The sequence below is a fragment of the Bacillus sp. NEAU-CP5 genome (genome assembly GCF_026420705.1).
GTDB classification, from domain to species: Bacteria; Bacillota; Bacilli; order Bacillales; family Bacillaceae; genus Bacillus; species Bacillus velezensis.
In genome coordinates this window covers 15,801-31,623 of sequence record NZ_JAPMOV010000001.1, presented here as the reverse complement: position 1 = coordinate 31,623, position 15,823 = coordinate 15,801, and the positions used below count along the sequence as shown (strand labels likewise).

The 15,823-nt window shown below is 49.2% G+C and carries 12 protein-coding genes and 1 pseudogene; 3 read left to right on the top strand and 10 right to left on the bottom strand.

The features are described from left to right. Window positions 1–25: 25 nt before the first annotated feature. The 3 genes and pseudogenes from OTK50_RS00075 to OTK50_RS00065 all read left to right on the top strand — a co-directional run bounded on the left by OTK50_RS00075 (window position 26) and on the right by OTK50_RS00065 (window position 2,042). Window positions 26–477: pseudogene (locus OTK50_RS00075) on the top strand (GtrA family protein). A 6-nt stretch (window positions 478–483) separates the two neighbouring features. Then, window positions 484–1,377, top strand: coding sequence for a UTP--glucose-1-phosphate uridylyltransferase GalU (gene galU, locus OTK50_RS00070; RefSeq protein ID WP_045207571.1), 894 nt, complete (start codon window positions 484–486; stop codon window positions 1,375–1,377). Window positions 1,378–1,451: 74 nt separating this feature from the next. Beyond that, complete coding sequence (locus tag OTK50_RS00065; RefSeq protein ID WP_007410125.1) at window positions 1,452–2,042, top strand: DedA family protein; 591 nt, start codon at window positions 1,452–1,454, stop codon at window positions 2,040–2,042. Between the two features lie 54 nt (window positions 2,043–2,096). On the opposite strand, the gene OTK50_RS00060 is transcribed toward OTK50_RS00065, so the two are convergent. From OTK50_RS00060 to OTK50_RS00015, 10 genes are all read right to left on the bottom strand, one after another. After that, window positions 2,097–3,626, bottom strand: coding sequence for an acyl-CoA carboxylase subunit beta (locus OTK50_RS00060; protein ID WP_266121813.1), 1,530 nt, complete (start codon window positions 3,624–3,626; stop codon window positions 2,097–2,099). A gap of 17 nt (window positions 3,627–3,643) precedes the next feature. Then, complete coding sequence (locus OTK50_RS00055; RefSeq protein WP_266121812.1) at window positions 3,644–4,423, bottom strand: enoyl-CoA hydratase; 780 nt, start codon at window positions 4,421–4,423, stop codon at window positions 3,644–3,646. A gap of 13 nt (window positions 4,424–4,436) precedes the next feature. Continuing rightward, window positions 4,437–5,336 (bottom strand): hydroxymethylglutaryl-CoA lyase, encoded by a 900-nt coding sequence (locus tag OTK50_RS00050; RefSeq protein ID WP_007410122.1) that lies wholly within the window; start codon window positions 5,334–5,336, stop codon window positions 4,437–4,439. Window positions 5,337–5,351: 15 nt separating this feature from the next. Then, window positions 5,352–5,564, bottom strand: a complete 213-nt coding sequence (locus OTK50_RS00045) for an acetyl-CoA carboxylase biotin carboxyl carrier protein subunit (protein ID WP_044802953.1) — start codon at window positions 5,562–5,564, stop codon at window positions 5,352–5,354. After that, window positions 5,561–6,910 (bottom strand): acetyl-CoA carboxylase biotin carboxylase subunit, encoded by a 1,350-nt coding sequence (locus tag OTK50_RS00040; RefSeq protein ID WP_045207575.1) that lies wholly within the window; start codon window positions 6,908–6,910, stop codon window positions 5,561–5,563. Before OTK50_RS00040 ends, OTK50_RS00045 begins: the two co-directional genes overlap by 4 nt. Before the next feature lie 21 nt (window positions 6,911–6,931). Then, window positions 6,932–8,572 (bottom strand): AMP-binding protein, encoded by a 1,641-nt coding sequence (locus OTK50_RS00035; protein ID WP_224224333.1) that lies wholly within the window; start codon window positions 8,570–8,572, stop codon window positions 6,932–6,934. 44 nt (window positions 8,573–8,616) lie between these two features. Further along, complete coding sequence (locus tag OTK50_RS00030) at window positions 8,617–9,759, bottom strand: acyl-CoA dehydrogenase family protein (RefSeq protein ID WP_224224334.1); 1,143 nt, start codon at window positions 9,757–9,759, stop codon at window positions 8,617–8,619. 140 nt (window positions 9,760–9,899) lie between these two features. After that, window positions 9,900–11,438 (bottom strand): glycoside hydrolase family 10 protein, encoded by a 1,539-nt coding sequence (locus OTK50_RS00025; protein WP_224224335.1) that lies wholly within the window; start codon window positions 11,436–11,438, stop codon window positions 9,900–9,902. A 120-nt stretch (window positions 11,439–11,558) separates the two neighbouring features. Continuing rightward, on the bottom strand, window positions 11,559–11,939 hold the full coding sequence (locus OTK50_RS00020) for a DUF1360 domain-containing protein (protein WP_003153891.1): 381 nt from the start codon (window positions 11,937–11,939) through the stop codon (window positions 11,559–11,561). Window positions 11,940–12,013: 74 nt separating this feature from the next. Next, entirely contained in the window at window positions 12,014–15,817 is a 3,804-nt protein-coding gene (locus tag OTK50_RS00015; RefSeq protein ID WP_239033820.1) for a non-ribosomal peptide synthetase, read from the bottom strand. Between the last annotated feature and the right edge of the window lie 6 nt (window positions 15,818–15,823).

Genomic DNA, 15,823 nt, shown 5'->3' with positions numbered 1-15,823 from the left:
CCGCTAAAGTAATCCATATCAACAAATAGGACAGCGAACCGCATCTTATTATGAGGGGAGGTCACCGTTATGCTGAAAGAAAAAGTAAAGACAGCAGGCCGTTTTTGCACTGTAGGGGTCGGCAATACGCTGATCGATTTTGGTGTCTTCTTTCTTCTCGCCGCTTGTCATGTCCCCTATCTTCCGGCGCAGATCTGCTCCTATTCGGCAGGGATCATCAACAGCTATGTATGGAACCGGAAGTGGACGTTTCGTGTAAAACGCAAGGCTGACGGGAAAGAGATCATGCGATTTCTCATGATTAATCTTGCCGCGTCGGGAATCACCTTTTTGCTGCTTTACGCGTTTCAAAAAGGCGGCTGTTCGCTATTGGTGAGTAAGTTCGCCGCCACTATCGGCGGAATGATGATGAATTTTATCGGAAACCGAATCTGGGTATTTGGAGATTCGCTGAAAAACATACAGGATCAGGAGTGAAGATGAATGAGAAAAAAAGTGAGAAAAGCGGTCATTCCCGCAGCAGGTTTAGGAACGAGATTTCTGCCGGCGACTAAGGCGCAGCCTAAAGAAATGCTGCCGATTGTCGACAAACCGGCCATCCAATATATTGTCGAAGAGGCCGCAGCGGCAGGAATTGAAGATATATTGATTATTACAGGGAGAAACAAACGCTCGATTGAAGATCATTTTGACCGGTCGGCGGAATTGGAATTCAATCTGCAGGAAAAAGGCAAGACGGAGACGCTGAAGGAAATGCAGCGGATTGCCGATTTGGCCAATATTCATTACATCCGTCAGAAAGAACCGCTCGGATTAGGACATGCGGTGCTGTGTGCGGAGCATTTTATCGGAGATGAGCCTTTTGCCGTTCTCTTAGGTGATGATATTATGGTATCTGACACTCCCGCTCTCTCACAGCTCATAGACGTCTATAACCAACACGGTACAGAAACGGTCGGCGTACAGCCCGTCGATCCTGCTGATGTCAGCAAATATGGTATTATACAGACGGGGCGGCAGAGCGGTCATGTGTACCAGGTTGAGGATCTGATTGAGAAACCGGCTGTTGAAAAGGCGCCCTCTCATATTGCCGTGATGGGCCGCTACATATTAACCCCTGCTATTTTTAAAACGCTGAAGACGATCGGAAGAGGCGCGGGCAACGAAATCCAATTGACAGACGCGCTGCGCGAAGTGTGCCGCACCCGAAGCATTTACGCGCGGGAGCTTGAAGGAAGCCGGTTTGATATAGGAGATAAGTTCGGCTGTTTTAAGGCAGGCACGGAGATCGGGCTTTTGCGGGAAGAAATGAGACCGAAACTTTTAGCTTATTTAGAAGAGGTGTTAAAAAGAGAATCTGAAGAAATCGTGCGTTAAAAAATAATTTGTAACCATTTTGCTTGTCAATCAGTCATATAATTGGGTAAAAAGATAAAGAGGTTGTGAACAGTGTGGGCAATTTTATTAGTGAAATATTATCCTGGCTGACAAGTATGGGCTATTTAGGGATTGCGCTCGGATTAATGATCGAAATCATTCCGAGTGAAATCGTTCTGGCTTACGGAGGCTATATGGTGTCAGAAGGCACGATCAGCTTTATCGGCGCCATTGTCGCCGGTGTGATCGGGGGAACGATCGCGCAGTGCTTTATTTACTGGATCGCCCGTTATGGGGGACGGCCGTTTTTGGACAAGTACGGCAAGTACTTACTTCTGAAAAAGCATCATGTTGATGTTGCGGAAAACTGGTTTCGCCGTTACGGCGCCGGTGTTGTGTTCTCGGCGCGGTTTATCCCGGTCGTCAGACATGCGATCTCCATCCCGGCCGGCCTTGCGAAAATGCCTCTTTCCAAGTTTGTCATATTGACGACACTCGCCATTATTCCGTGGTCTGTCATTTTCGTTTATCTCGGGTATCAGCTCGGGGGACAGTGGAAAGACGTAGACAGCTATGCCGGAATGTATACAACTCCGATCATTATATTGGCTCTTGTATTTATTGTTGTTTATTTTGTTGTGAAGAAAATGAGATCAAGACTGTGAAAAAAGACTGCATAAGAACGGCTGCGAGCCGGATCTATGCAGTCTTTTTTTTATTTAAACCGGGTATACGGGGTGTTTCCGGTGTGTGAATGTCAGTTGTTTGGACATGTAAGCAGTGAGGCGTTTATTGAGTTCTTCCCGCAAGGAATCAGCAGGAACAACGCCGTCAATCACCATTTCAGAGGCAAGCCGGTAAAGGTTAATGTCTTCCTTATATTCATCACGCTTTTCTTGAATAAAAGCCGGCCTTTCTTCAGGTGTGAGCTCGCTGATCTTGTTTGCGTAGACCGCATTCACCGCTGCTTCAGGACCCATTACGGCAATTTGCGCAGTCGGAAGCGCTAAACAGCAGTCCGGTTCAAAAGCAGGCCCCGCCATCGCGTATAATCCGGCACCGTAGGCTTTTCTGACGATAACAGAAAGCTTCGGAACAGTCGCTTCCGCCATTGCGGAGATCATTTTTGCGCCATGCCTGATGATGCCCGCCTGCTCAACCTTCGTTCCGATCATGAATCCGGGAATGTCTGCTAAAAACAGAAGCGGAATATGGAATGCGTCGCACAAAGCGATAAATTTTGCGGCTTTATCCGCCGAATCGAGAAATAAAACCCCCCCTTTGACACGCGGCTGATTGGCGATAATGCCGACCGGCTGTCCGTGAATCCGCGCAAGCCCCGTTATTAATTCCTGCGCAAATAACGGTTTAATCTCAAAAAATGAGTCTTCATCAATGACACGTTCAATTAAATCCATCATGTTGAACGGTGCGTTTTGATGTGCCGGAATGACATCTGAGAGCGGTTTTTCAAAAGCCTTCGGGTTCTTAGATTTGTTGACGGGCGCTTTTTCAGTATAATTTGACGGAAAATAGCTGAGATATGTCTGCGCCATCATGATTGCTTCTTGTTCCGTCGGGGCGAGGAGATCACCGCAGCCTGATACGGAACAATGCATACGGGCGCCGCCCATTTCTTCAAGCGATACTTTCTCGCCAATCACCATTTCCGCCATACGCGGGGAGCCTAAGTACATGGATGCATTGCCTTCGACCATAATGACAATGTCGCAAAAGGCCGGAATGTAAGCGCCGCCCGCAGCGGAAGGGCCGAACAATAAACAGATTTGCGGAATGCGGCCCGACAGCTTTACTTGATTATAAAAGATGCGGCCGGCTCCCCTTCTGCCCGGGAACATGTCGACCTGATCTGTAATTCTCGCACCTGCGGAATCGACTAAGTACAAGAGCGGACACTGAAGCTTTTCCGCCGTCTCCTGAATGCGGATGATTTTTTCCACCGTTTTCGCGCCCCACGAGCCCGCCTTTACGGTTGAGTCGTTTGCCATCACACAAACGGTTCTGCCGCCGATGGTTCCGATCCCGGTAACGACCCCGTCAGCCGGCAGTCCGTCTGACATGCACTCGGCGAAAAAAGCGTCTTCAACGGATATGCCGTCATCGAATAAAAGCTTCAGCCTGTCTCTTACAAAAAGTTTTCCCTTCTTTTCGTTGCTTGCGTGATATTTTGCGGCTCCTCCCTTTTCAATCGTTTTGCTGCGTGTCTGCCGTTCTTTTTCGTAATCCATCCGAGTCCCTCCATGTTTTATTTTCCTTTGTATTCAGGGGGTCTTTTTTCTTTAAAAGCGCGCAGGCCCTCTTCTCTGTCAAGTGTGGGGATGACTTGTTCATATGCTTTTCGTTCGATTTCGAGCCCTGTATTGAGATCTGTCTCCAGACCCTTGTTTATCGCGAATTTTGCTTGTCTGACGGCGATCGGCCCATTAGCGGCGATGCGGCCGGCCAGTGCTTTTGCTTTTTCCATAAGTTCATCGTCTTCATAAACATGCTCGATCAGCTTCATGTCTTTTCCCTCTTCTGCAGAAAGTCTTCGGCCGGTATAGATCAATTCTTTTGCCGCGCCAGGGCCGATAAGCCGGGGCAGTCTCTGTGTTCCGCCCGCCCCGGGAATGATCGCAAGCCCTGTTTCAGGAAGGCCGAGGCCCGCCCGGCTGACGGCTGTTCTGATATCGCAGGCGAGAGCGAGTTCAAGGCCTCCTCCGACAGCGGTTCCGTTCAGCGCTGCAATGACCGGCTGCGGGAGAGCTTCAATGGATGCGGCCGTTTCACCGATACGCCTGACGCTTTGTCTGACTTGTTCATGATTCATCCCCGCTCTTTCTTTTAAATCAGCACCGGCGCAAAATGTGTTCCCGTTGCCGGTGAGAATGACACAACGAATGGATGGCGAGTTTTTGATGTCTTCAATCACACGCTGTAAATGATCAATCATTTCTGAAGACAGCGAGTTGGCCGCATGCGGGCGGTTCAGCGTGATCAGACCGATCGTTTCTTGACAGACGGAATACAAGACGCAATCTTCCATGGCTTCTCCTTTCTCATTTCGTTCTGAATGCCTGCAGGTTTCTGCTTGGCAGGTCTTTGCCTATTTTATCTGCGATCCAGCCGGCGGCATAAAGAAGTTTATTCATGTCCGTCCCGGTATCAATCCCCATTTGTTCGAGCATATAAATGACGTCTTCTGTGGCAGCGTTGCCTGCTGATCCAGGGGCGTACGGGCAGCCGCCAAGCCCGCCTGAGGAAGTATCAAAGGATGTGATGCCCATATCAAGAGCGGGAATGATATTCGCTAGAGCCGTTCCTCTTGTATCATGGAAATGGAGTGCGATTTTTGAGGCGGGAATTCTCGGCAAAAGGGCTTCAAGCACGGCTATGACCTGCAAGGGATTTGCCGCGCCGATCGTGTCGCCGAGCGAAATTTCATCAACACCCATTTCGAGCAGGGTGTCTGACAGGCGGATGACTTGTTCGACCGGCACGTTCTGTTCGTACGGACAGCCGAACACAGTGGACAGATAAGCTCTCGTCGCCATTTTTTCAGCTTTTGCTTCAGTAATAACCCGCCTGAGCTCTTGAACGGTCCGGTCAATCGGTTTGTTTACGTTTTTTTGGTTATGGGTTTCGCTTGCAGATAAAAATACACATGCCTGATCGATTCCGCCTTCTGCCGCATGCTCCAGTCCGATGAGGTTCGGAACGAGAGCCGCGTAGACCGTATGTTCAGATCTGGCAATGCCTTTTGCGACGTCCAGGCTGTCACGAAGAGCCGGAATCCATCTCGGATGCACGAATGATGTCACTTCGATATAGGGAAGGCCTGTTTTTGACAGCATATTGATCCACTCAATCTTATCTTCTGTATCCACCCACGCCGATTCATTCTGCAAGCCGTCACGCGGTCCTACTTCATTGATGCGGACATGTTTCGGACAGTTCATGCTGCACCTCCTTTTTTATTGAAGTTCAATCAGGACCTCTCCTTCATCAGTGAAATCACCTTCCGATTTTTTCACTTCTTTCACCGTACCCGCTGCATCAGCGATAATCGGAATTTCCATTTTCATAGATTCCAAGATGGCCACTTCCTGTCCTTCTTCAACGACATCACCCGGCTTCACATGAATTTTCCACAGGTTTCCCGCCATCTGAATTTTTATGACGCTCATTTTGACGCCCCCTCGTTCATTGTTTGTAAAAAACCGGTTGTTGCCTCGCCCTTTTCAAACACTTCTGAAAGGGCAATTTTTGTCAGCAGCGGAATGTTGGTTTTAATCCCTTCTACATGATATTCGCCAAGGGCGGTTTTCAGTTGTTCAATGGCTTGTTTTCTCGTATTCGCCGTGACGATCATTTTGGCAATCATCGGATCGTAAAACGGAGAAATGACGCTTCCCTTTTCGACGGCGCATTCGTGTCGCACTGACGGATGTTGTAAAACGGAAAAAGACGAGATGGTACCGGGTGACGGGTAAAAGGTGACCGGATCTTCCGCATAGATCCGCACTTCAATCGCATGACCGCGGTGGTTGATATCTTTCTGCGAGAAAGTCAGCGCCTGCCCAGCGGCAATTTTCAGCTGTTCTTCCACAAGATCCAGTCCTGTAATTTCTTCTGTCACCGGATGCTCCACCTGCAGTCTTGTGTTCATCTCTAAAAAATAGATTTGTTTCTTTTGGTCGACGAGAAATTCTATTGTGCCTGCATTTTGGTAGCCGATCGATTTAGCGGCTTTAACGGCGGTTTCACCGAGTCTTTGTCTTAATTCATCGTCAACAAACGGCGACGGCGCTTCTTCTATCACTTTTTGGTGGCGCCTTTGGACTGAACAGTCACGTTCAAACAGATGAACGGTGTTGCCGAAAGAATCTGCGAGTATCTGAATTTCAATATGACGGGCATTTTCAATGACCTTTTCCATGTACATTGCGCCGTCTCCAAAAAAGGAGGCGGCCCGCTTTTGATTGCCTTCGAACGCTTTGGCCAGCTCTTCTTCTGAATGTACGATCTGCATGCCGATTCCGCCTCCCCCTGCAGACGCTTTCAGCATGACCGGAAAGCCGATGGCACGGGCTTCTGCTAGGGCGGAGTGAACATCGGGCAATGGCTCTGAAACACCGGGAACGATCGGGACCTTTGCTTTTTGCATCGTTTTTCGGGCTTCTATCTTGCTGCCCATCTTGGCGATGATATCACCGGGCGGACCGATAAATGTGATTTGTTCCTTCCGGCAGCGTTCGGCGAACAGGCTGTTTTCTGACAGAAGCCCGTAGCCCGGATGAATGGCGTCCGCTCCGGCGGATTTGGCGGCTTCTATGATTCTGTCGATATGTAAATAGCTTTCATTTACTCTCGATTTTCCGATCGGATAGGCCTCATCAGCCGCTTTTACGTGCAGCGCGTCCCGGTCGGCTTCTGAATAGACAGCTGCCGAGGGGATGCCGAGACGTTTGCAGGTGCGGATAATTCTTAAGGCGATTTCTCCTCTGTTGGCAATTAGGACTTTTTTAAACAAATGTGAAGCACTCCTTTTTCATTAAGTTAACTTGAGCTCTTCAATCGTTTTTTCCCGCAGCTTGAATTTCTGAATTTTTCCTGAGGCTGTCATTGGATATTCATCTGTAAACAAAACGTACCTGGGGACTTTATAGCGGGCGATATGTTCTTTGCAAAAGGTTCTGATGTCTTCTGCGGAAGCGGTTTGTCCGTCTTTGAGCCTGACCCATGCCGCGGCCTCTTCTCCGTATTTCGGATCAGGCACGCCGACGACCTGAACGTCTGCTACCGCGGGATGCCGATATAACATTTCCTCAATCTCGCGCGGATAGATATTTTCGCCGCCCCTGATCAGCATGTCTTTCAGACGGCCCGTGATTTTGCAGTACCCGTCCTCGTCCATGACCGCCAAATCACCGGTATGCAGCCAGCCGTCTTTGTCTATCGCTTCTTCGGTCGCTTCTTGATTTTTATAATAGCCTTTCATGACATGATATCCGCGGGTGCAGAGCTCTCCTTGTTCGCCCCGGTCGGCTTCTTGGGATGTTCCGGGCCGAACGATTCTGACTTCGATATGGGGAAGCGCGCGCCCCGCTGTTTCCACTCTTCTTTCAAATGAATCATCCGTTCTTGTCTGCGTAATGACAGGTGATGCTTCGGTCTGTCCATAGGCAATTGTAATGTCAGTCATCCCCATTTTGCCGATCACTTCTCTCATGACTTCCGCCGGGCATGGCGAGCCTGCCATAATACCGGTTCGGACGTGAGAAAGATCATATTCAGAAAAACGGCTGTCATGAAGGAGGGCGATAAACATCGTCGGTACACCGTGCAGAGCCGTGCAGGCTTCTTGCTCCACCGTTTTCAGAACGGCCGGCGGAGAAAACTGTTCGATCGGAATCATCGCCGCACCCGCGGAAACACATGCCAGCACGCCGAGCACACACCCGAAGCAGTGGAAAAACGGCACGGGAATACATAAACGGTCACTTGAAGTAAGCTTCATGCATTCTGCGATATTGGCCGCGTTATTTACGATATTAAAATGTGAGAGCATGACGCCTTTCGGAAATCCGGTCGTACCTGATGTATATTGCATATGAATGCAATCATCCTTTTTCAGGCTGTCCATCCTTCCGTCAAGCGCCGCATCCGTTACAGCTTCGGCATTATCCAGCAATGAATCCCAACGGTGCATCCCGGGCGGGCTTTTATCACCGATATATAACACCGTCCGTAAAAAGGGGTAACGTTTCGAACGCAGCCTGCCGCGCTCACACGTTTTCAGCTCTGGAATCAGCTTATTCACTATCTCAACATAAGATGTCTGCCGGTAGGAATCCATGATTATCAAGGCCGAGACGTCTGAATGTGCCAGCAGATAATCGAGCTCTGCGATTTGAAAATTTGTATTGATGGTGACCAGAACGACGCCGATTTTCGCTGTTGCAAATTGCGCCGCGAGCCATTCCGGAATGTTGGATGCCCATATGGCCACATGATCTCCTTTTTCAACTCCCAGCTTCATCAGCCCTTTTGCGGTTTGCCGGCATAACCGGTCAAACTCGGCATACGTATAACGAAGGCCGCGCTCAGGGTAAACAACCGCTTCACGATCCGGAAAAAGCTCCGCGGTCCGCTCAAGCAGCTTTCCGGCTGTTAAATGGATAAGTTCAGCCATATGACCTGCCCCTTTCCATCCCTGTCTTAGTAAACGTTTTCATTTCACTTCAAAAGCTGTCTTGCGATGACCATTCTTTGAATTTCTGACGTTCCTTCGCCAATCTCCATCAGCTTTGCGTCACGAAGCATACGTTCGACACCGCATTCCTTCATATAACCGGAACCGCCATGAATTTGGATGGCCTGAAGGCATGTTCTGACGGCCATTTCTGAAGCATAAAGCTTGGCGAATGCCGCTTCTTTCGTAAATGGCAGGTTTTGATCCTTCAGCCATGCCGCTTTAAGCACCATCTGTCTGGCAAGGTCAATTTCCATCGCCATATCGGCCAGCTTAAATTGAATGGCTTGAAATGACGATATCGGACTGCCGAACTGCTTGCGTTCCTTCGCATATGACAGCGACGCCTCCAGTGCGCCTTGAGCGATACCGACAGCCAGTGCCGCAATCGAGATCCGCCCGCCGTCTAATGTATATAAAAATTGTTTAAAACCTTTTTCAGGATCACCGAGCAGGTTATCGGCAGGCACCCTGACATCCTCCAGCACAAGCTCGGCCGTATCCGACCCTCTCACACCCATCTTGTCGTACGGATTTGTGATCGTAAATCCCGGTGTGTCTGTCGGGACGATCAGAGCTGAAATGATCGGTTTTCCGTCGGAGTTCTTCCCCGTAACGGCGGTGACAATGACAGTGCGGGCGTAATTTGCGTTTGTGATCCAGCATTTCTCTCCGTTTATCACATAGTCATCGCCCTTTTTCTCGGCTTTTGTCTGGGTACCGCCGGCATCGGAACCTGCATTCGGCTCCGTCAGCCCGAATGATCCGAGCGCTTTTCCCGAAGCAAGCGGAATAAGATGTTCTTGCTTTTGCTGTTCAGTACCGAAATAGTATAATGGGCTTGCGCCGAGTGACACGGCTGCCGCGTAGCTCAGCCCCGTGCTGCCGCAGGCTTTTCCGATTTCTTCGACCGCTGCCGCATATGAAATGGTATCACCGCCCGCCCCGCCGTATTCTTCCGGAAACGGAATTCCGAGCAGCCCGAGTTCGCCTATTTTTTTAAATGTGTCTATCGGGAAGACGGCTGATTGATCAACATCATGGGCTTTCGGGGCAATTTCATTTTTGGCGAAATCTCTGACCATTTCGCGCACCATCTGCTGTTCTTTTGTCAGTTGAAAATTCATTAACCTTCCTCCTTCTGCTGCTTTCTACATTTTATTAATGGGGGTCTTTATTCATTCCATCCAAATGAAGTCTGAACATTCGGACTCATCCGCCGCCAAAAAAACTGACAGCGCCGCAACTGTCAGTTTTATTAATAATGCTATTTAACCATCCGTTTTGCGGAGGGACGGCTCTCATGGTGAAGCCTGTCAACGGAAGTAACGATATAGGTGCAGGCTCCTTTCGCCCGAGTATCAGTATCTGAAAATGTCTGCGTCCGTGACGATGTTTTTCTGACTGTATCCACTAAATAAGGCTGCTTTCCCTTTTCTGCGCGGTAAATGGCGTAATAAGCCGTTTTTTTACCGTTGGATTTCGCATCTTCAATATAGAGTGTATGGCCTGAAGCATTCTTCTCCGCCCGTTTGACAGACGGTTTTTTTAAAGCGGAATGTCCGAGCCAAGGCATCTCGGGAATTAATGCGGGCCGGCTGTACATGTCTTTGATCAAACGGTTTTTCACATCGAGCGGATTACGGTTTAAATCCTTTAAACTGAAATGCATGCTGCCTTTAATCCAAGCTGATCCCCTGTTTAGAGTAATCTGTCTTCCGTATTCCCCCGGGTCGGCCCAGGCCGGATCAGCATTGTTGTTGATTTTATAAGCTGCCTGCCCGATATATAAATGCACCGGCCGATTGTTCACTTCTTTTCCCCACCAATCCGCTAAGACGTCATATGCCGCCGCTTTAAATCCGATGCTCCAGTAAATTTGCGGTGCGATGTAATCAATGTATCCTTTTTGGATCCATTCTCTCGTATCAGCATATAAATCATCGTAGTTCCGCACCCCTGCGGCCGTTTCGGAGCCTGTCGGGTCATCTGCGGCATTTCTCCATACGCCGAACGGGCTGATTCCGAATTTGACATAAGGTTTTTCTCGTTTGATGGTTTGGTTGATTTCTTTTACAAGCCGGTTGACGTTATCCCTGCGCCAGTCATCAACTGATGCAAAGTGAGCTTTTCCGTACCGTTCGTATTCCGCCTGATCGGGGAATTCCTGTCCGGCAATTTTATAAGGATAAAAATAATCATCCATATGAACGCCATCAATGTCATAACGGCTGACCACTTCTTTGATTCCATCCGTTATAAATTGTCTTACTTCCGGAATGCCCGGATTATAGTACAGCTGTTTTCCGTATGCAGCGACCCAGTCCGGATGGGAACGCGCGGGATGATCATCTGAAAGCGCATTCAAATTTGTGTGATTCATCGTGATCCGGTAAGGATTGAACCAAGCGTGAAATTCAAGATTCCGTTTATGTGTCTCTTCAACTAAAAAAGCAAGCGGATCGTAGCCCGGATTTTTGCCTTGTGTTCCTGTCAGATACTCTGACCAAGGCCCGTAATCTGATGGATAAAAAGCATCAGCCGCAGGCTTAATTTGGACGATAACGGCGTTCATTCCCATCTCCTGAACGTCATCCAGCAGCTTGCTGTATTCTCTTTTTTGCTCTTCCGGCGACAGCCCTTTTTTAGAGGGCCAGTCGATATTGGTGACAGACGCGATCCATACGGCTCTCATTTCTCTCTCCGGCTGAGTGCCGCTTGCTTGTGCGGATGCTGAGAATGTAAAGATACCGGCTGTCAGTACAACGGCCAAAAACCATATCATGCTAAAACGGCAGCTTTTCATGTTTTTCCCCCTCTCTGCTTTACGGTATTCCGAAGCATTCCGGGCGGTGAATCAGAAAGCCTGCTTTGCTCCTCTCAGCCTAAAAGGGAAAGAAAAAAGTCCTAAAGCGAATAAAACGCTTCAGGACTTTTTATGTTTTATGGCGGCGAGCACGTCAATGACCTTCGTTCCGACGCCGACACAAGTTTCAAGAATGGCCTGCGCTCCGGCGATGGATAAAATGAAAATAACCGGATGTGCATAGCGGGGCCAGACCAAGTAGCAGATACCGATCAATATGGCGCACCAGACGCCCGCACACCAATAACATTGCAGCATATAACCGAATGCGGAGGAAGGGACTTTTTTTTGGACGGCGCGCCCGTTTTGATCGACGGTTTTTTCTTGCTTTATAAAGGGTTTTCTTATGAATTCCGTAATCTTATCAAATACGATCAAATGGGTCAGCCGGTAGCTGGCAAGAATGATCATTACATACGTAAGCCAAGATAGGTTCGTCATGTCAAAGCCTCCAAAAAAACTGAGTTTGATTCCCCTATCTTGCCCTTTGTCTTCTTCATCCATTCTGCCGGATGTTACAGATTCCGCGCCAAGCGTCTTCCGCTGTTTGCAATGATGTCCAGTATGACCTCAGCATTTTGCTGTGCAAAGGCGGGTTCAAACATATCTTTATGGGCGCCCCCGCCTTGATATTCCTGATAGAGTCCCGTTGTGGCGCCTTCCCACTTCATCGGCTCGGTCTTATCACTGTGCTCTTCCTTTATGCCGGCTTCGATAAAATGGAGGTTTGCCGCGATTTGGCCGTCATTTATCAGTTCCGCCCAGTACGTTTGATAGCACTCTGTTTTTCTGATGACCGCTTCCCTGACGGCTTCCGGGACATTTTCGGCTGTTGCGTTTGTTGGCTGCGGCGGCAGTGCGTCAAGCTTTCTGTACGCGTCTGCGATAATGACGTCGCTGATTTCTAAGCCTCGCTTTTCCATCGCTTTTGCCGCCTCGAATGCCGTATTGCCGCCCGCTGAATATCCGAAGAGGATATAAGGGCCTTCCGGCTGGATTTCCAGCATTTTATCAATGTATTGTTCCATTCTGCTGTCTTCTTCAATAAAGTTAAAACCGTACACAGCAGCCCGTCCGTTTAATGCCGCCGCAAGATCTTTAAAGAAAATCCCGAAACCTGAGATAGGCGGAAAACAGAATAGGTTGCGGCCTTTCGGCTGATTCAGTCTGCTGATATGCTGTTCGGCAGCTTCCGACAGTGTGCTGGAATACAGCTTTTCAGCCAATTGTTCAATTGTCGGATATTCAAATATCATTTCAATCGGCACATCCATCTGCTGCCTGGTCTTCAGCTGATGAATCACTTGCAATGCTTTCAAAGAATGGCCGCCCAGCTCAAAGAAGTCATCCTGTATGCCCAGCTCCCCGCAGCCGAGGATCGGCGTCCAAATGTCGATCAGCTCACGCTCTACCCAGTTTCGTGGCGGAACGGCTTTTGATGACGTTTTTTTCCGTTCCGGCGCAGGCAGCCGGCGGCGGTCCACTTTGCCGTTTGCGGTAAGCGGCATACGGTCAAGCTTAATCACATACTGCGGAATCATATAGTCGGGAAGCGACCTGGCCAACAGGGATCGAATGGCTCTTTCTTCAGCATGTGCTCCTGTATAATACGCACAAAGGATTGCTTCTTGTCCTTCTTTTGCTGCGATGACTGCCGATTCTCTGATTCCATCTATTTCAGTCAAGCGTGCTTCAATTTCGGCCGGCTCAATCCGCTTCCCGCGAATCTTGAATTGGCGGTCGATACGGCTGATGTATCCGATGCTTCCATCAGGCAGCCAGTGTGCCAAGTCGCCTGTTTTGTAGATCTTTTCTTCAGGATGAACCGGATGGCTGACAAATGCTTCACTTGTTAAGTCAGGCCTGTTTAAATAGCCTTTGGCAACCCCGTCACCGCCGACACAAAGCTCACCGGGCACGCCGATCGGCGCAAGTCCGCCATTTTTATCAATGATATACGCGGTTGAATTGCTGATCGGTTTTCCGATTGGGATCGGCTGAGAAAAGTCATGCCTGATTTCGTAAAAGGTGGAAAATGTCGTATTTTCCGTCGGTCCGTATATGTTATAAAGGCTGAGATTCGGACAGCGGTGTCTGACCTTATTGATGAGCGCCGGGGACAATGCTTCTCCGCCGACATATAAGGTGTGCAAGCCGGAAAACATCTCCGGATCTGCCTGGGCAAACTGGTTAAAGAGCGCCGTCGTCAAAAACAGAATCGTAATACGGTTGGAAGAAAGATAATTGCCGAACCTCTCAGTGGCAAGCATTGTCGAGCGGTCAACCACATGAAGACATGCTCCGTTCAAAAGCGCTCCGAAGATTTCAAATGTCACTGCGTCAAAACCGATGGACCCTGTCAGAATGAGGCGGTCCGACATGCCAGCCGACGTGTAATTGCTGTTTGACACGAGCGATACGACGTTTCGGTTGGAAATCATCACGCCCTTCGGTTTTCCTGTTGAACCGGATGTATACATAATATAGGCAAGGTCATCAGGTGCTGTATCGGTATTCAGTTTTCCCGCATCAGCTGTTTGTTTTTCAGCTGCAGCCGGGATAGAGATGATGTGAGAAAAGTCAATATCAGTCTCAATCCCTTTTTGTACCGTTAACAGCTGTGCTCCGCTCTCAGTGAGCATATCGGCAATCCTGTCGGATGGCAGTTCTGCATCAAGGGGAAGGTACGTCCCTCCCGCTTTCAATACAGCGAGAACAGCGATGATAAATTCCGGTGAGCGTTCGGCCAGAATCCCGGCAATTCCCTTTGGCGCCAAACCGTTTTCCAGCAGGGTGCGGGCGAATGCAGTTGACCGTTCATCGAGCTCCCGGTACGTCATCGTCAGCCCGCCGGCGTGAAGCGCCTGATGGTCCGGGGTTTTCTTCACCTGTCGGCTGAACAGGCTGATGATGCTTTCGTCTCTTTCATAAGTTGTTTTCGTGTCATTAAATTCGCCGATTATTCTTGATTTTTCCTTTTGTCCGAGCATCGGAAGCCGATCAGCGGGAACATCGGGATTGAAGGCGGCGCCGCGCAGAGCTTCTTCCAAGTGTCCTTTTACGCTCTCTATCCATACTTCGTCATAAACGTTCGCATTGTAGCTGAATTTGATGAGCAGCTCATCGCCAGGCGCTATGATGAGGTTAAAATCGTAGCCCGATTGTTCCGAAACGTTGACATTCCCGATCCGGAACGGTGCATCCGATTCCTTTTCCGCGTCTTTCATCTGCTGCTGAATCGGATAATTTTCAAACACGATAATATGGTCGATTAAATCCTGTTTCAGCTCAGTCTGAGATTGGATGTCAGCAAGCGGATGATAGCTGAACGCCTCTGAATCAAGCATTTCTTTCTGCAAGCGCCCCAGCAGTTCTCTAAAGCTTTCGTCACCCGTTTTAATGCGTACCGGCACGGTATTGATAAACAGCCCGATCATGCTTTCCACGCCGTCAATGACGGAAGGCCGCCCTGATACGACGGCGCCGAATACGGCATCATCCGTCCGGTTGTAGCGCTGCAGCATCAGGCCCCATACAGTCTGCATAAGAACCGCGAGCGTAGCGCCCTCTTCTTTGGCGATGGTTTTCAGCCTGTCTGTCAGGTTTTGATCTAAAGAAAACAGGAGCTCTTTCTTGCGGTAGCCTTTGTCCTGGGGACGGGCCGATATTTTCGGGAGTCCTGAGGGTGTCTCGCAGCCTGCTAAATATCCTTTCCAATATTCAGAAGCCGCGTCTTTGTCCTGATCAGTCAGCCATGTAATATAAGTGCTGTAAGGCTTTGCGGGCGCCAGTGTGACGGGTGAGCCTGATTCAATCGCCCGATACATATGCATGAATTCCTGAAGGACGATGCCGAGGCACCAGCCGTCCATAAGGATGTGATGGTGGCTCCAGACGCATACATATTTTTCGTCAGCCGTTTTAAACAAAGAAACACGCATCAGCATATCCTTTTGCAAGTCAAAGCCTTTTAAGCGGTCACGTTCCTTAAATCGCTGTAAATAGATGCTCTGTTCCGCTTCGTCCAAATGTGTAAGATCTTCGCGGTGCAGCCGGAATTCCCGCTCACGCAGCACAACTTGGCGGGGGCCGTTCAGCTGAGCGACATGAGGTAAAAAAACCGTTCTGAAAATATCGTGGCGGCTGATGACAGACTGTACGCTTTGCTCAAACAATTCCGGACGAAGCCGGCCTTTTATGGTGAAGACGGATTGCTCGATATATGCAGCCCCCTCCTTTTGCAGAAAGGAATGAAAAAGCATTCCTTCCTGCATTCGGCTGAGGGGATAAATGTTTTGGATATTTTTCGTTTTGTCCATGTGTTC

Excerpts from the sequence above, each read along its gene's own strand:
- galU (WP_045207571.1), top strand. The coding sequence starts at position 484 with ATGAGAAAAAAAGTGAGAAAAGCGGTCATTCCCGCAGCAGGTTTAGGA.
- OTK50_RS00060 (WP_266121813.1), bottom strand. The coding sequence starts at position 3,626 with ATGGATTACGAAAAAGAACGGCAGACACGCAGCAAAACGATTGAAAAG.
- OTK50_RS00055 (WP_266121812.1), bottom strand. The coding sequence starts at position 4,423 with ATGGAAGATTGCGTCTTGTATTCCGTCTGTCAAGAAACGATCGGTCTG.
- OTK50_RS00050 (WP_007410122.1), bottom strand. The coding sequence starts at position 5,336 with ATGAACTGTCCGAAACATGTCCGCATCAATGAAGTAGGACCGCGTGAC.
- OTK50_RS00045 (WP_044802953.1), bottom strand. The coding sequence starts at position 5,564 with ATGAGCGTCATAAAAATTCAGATGGCGGGAAACCTGTGGAAAATTCAT.
- OTK50_RS00035 (WP_224224333.1), bottom strand. The coding sequence starts at position 8,572 with ATGGCTGAACTTATCCATTTAACAGCCGGAAAGCTGCTTGAGCGGACC.
- OTK50_RS00030 (WP_224224334.1), bottom strand. The coding sequence starts at position 9,759 with ATGAATTTTCAACTGACAAAAGAACAGCAGATGGTGCGCGAAATGGTC.
- OTK50_RS00025 (WP_224224335.1), bottom strand. The coding sequence starts at position 11,438 with ATGAAAAGCTGCCGTTTTAGCATGATATGGTTTTTGGCCGTTGTACTG.
- OTK50_RS00020 (WP_003153891.1), bottom strand. The coding sequence starts at position 11,939 with ATGACGAACCTATCTTGGCTTACGTATGTAATGATCATTCTTGCCAGC.
- OTK50_RS00015 (WP_239033820.1), bottom strand. The coding sequence starts at position 15,817 with ATGGACAAAACGAAAAATATCCAAAACATTTATCCCCTCAGCCGAATG.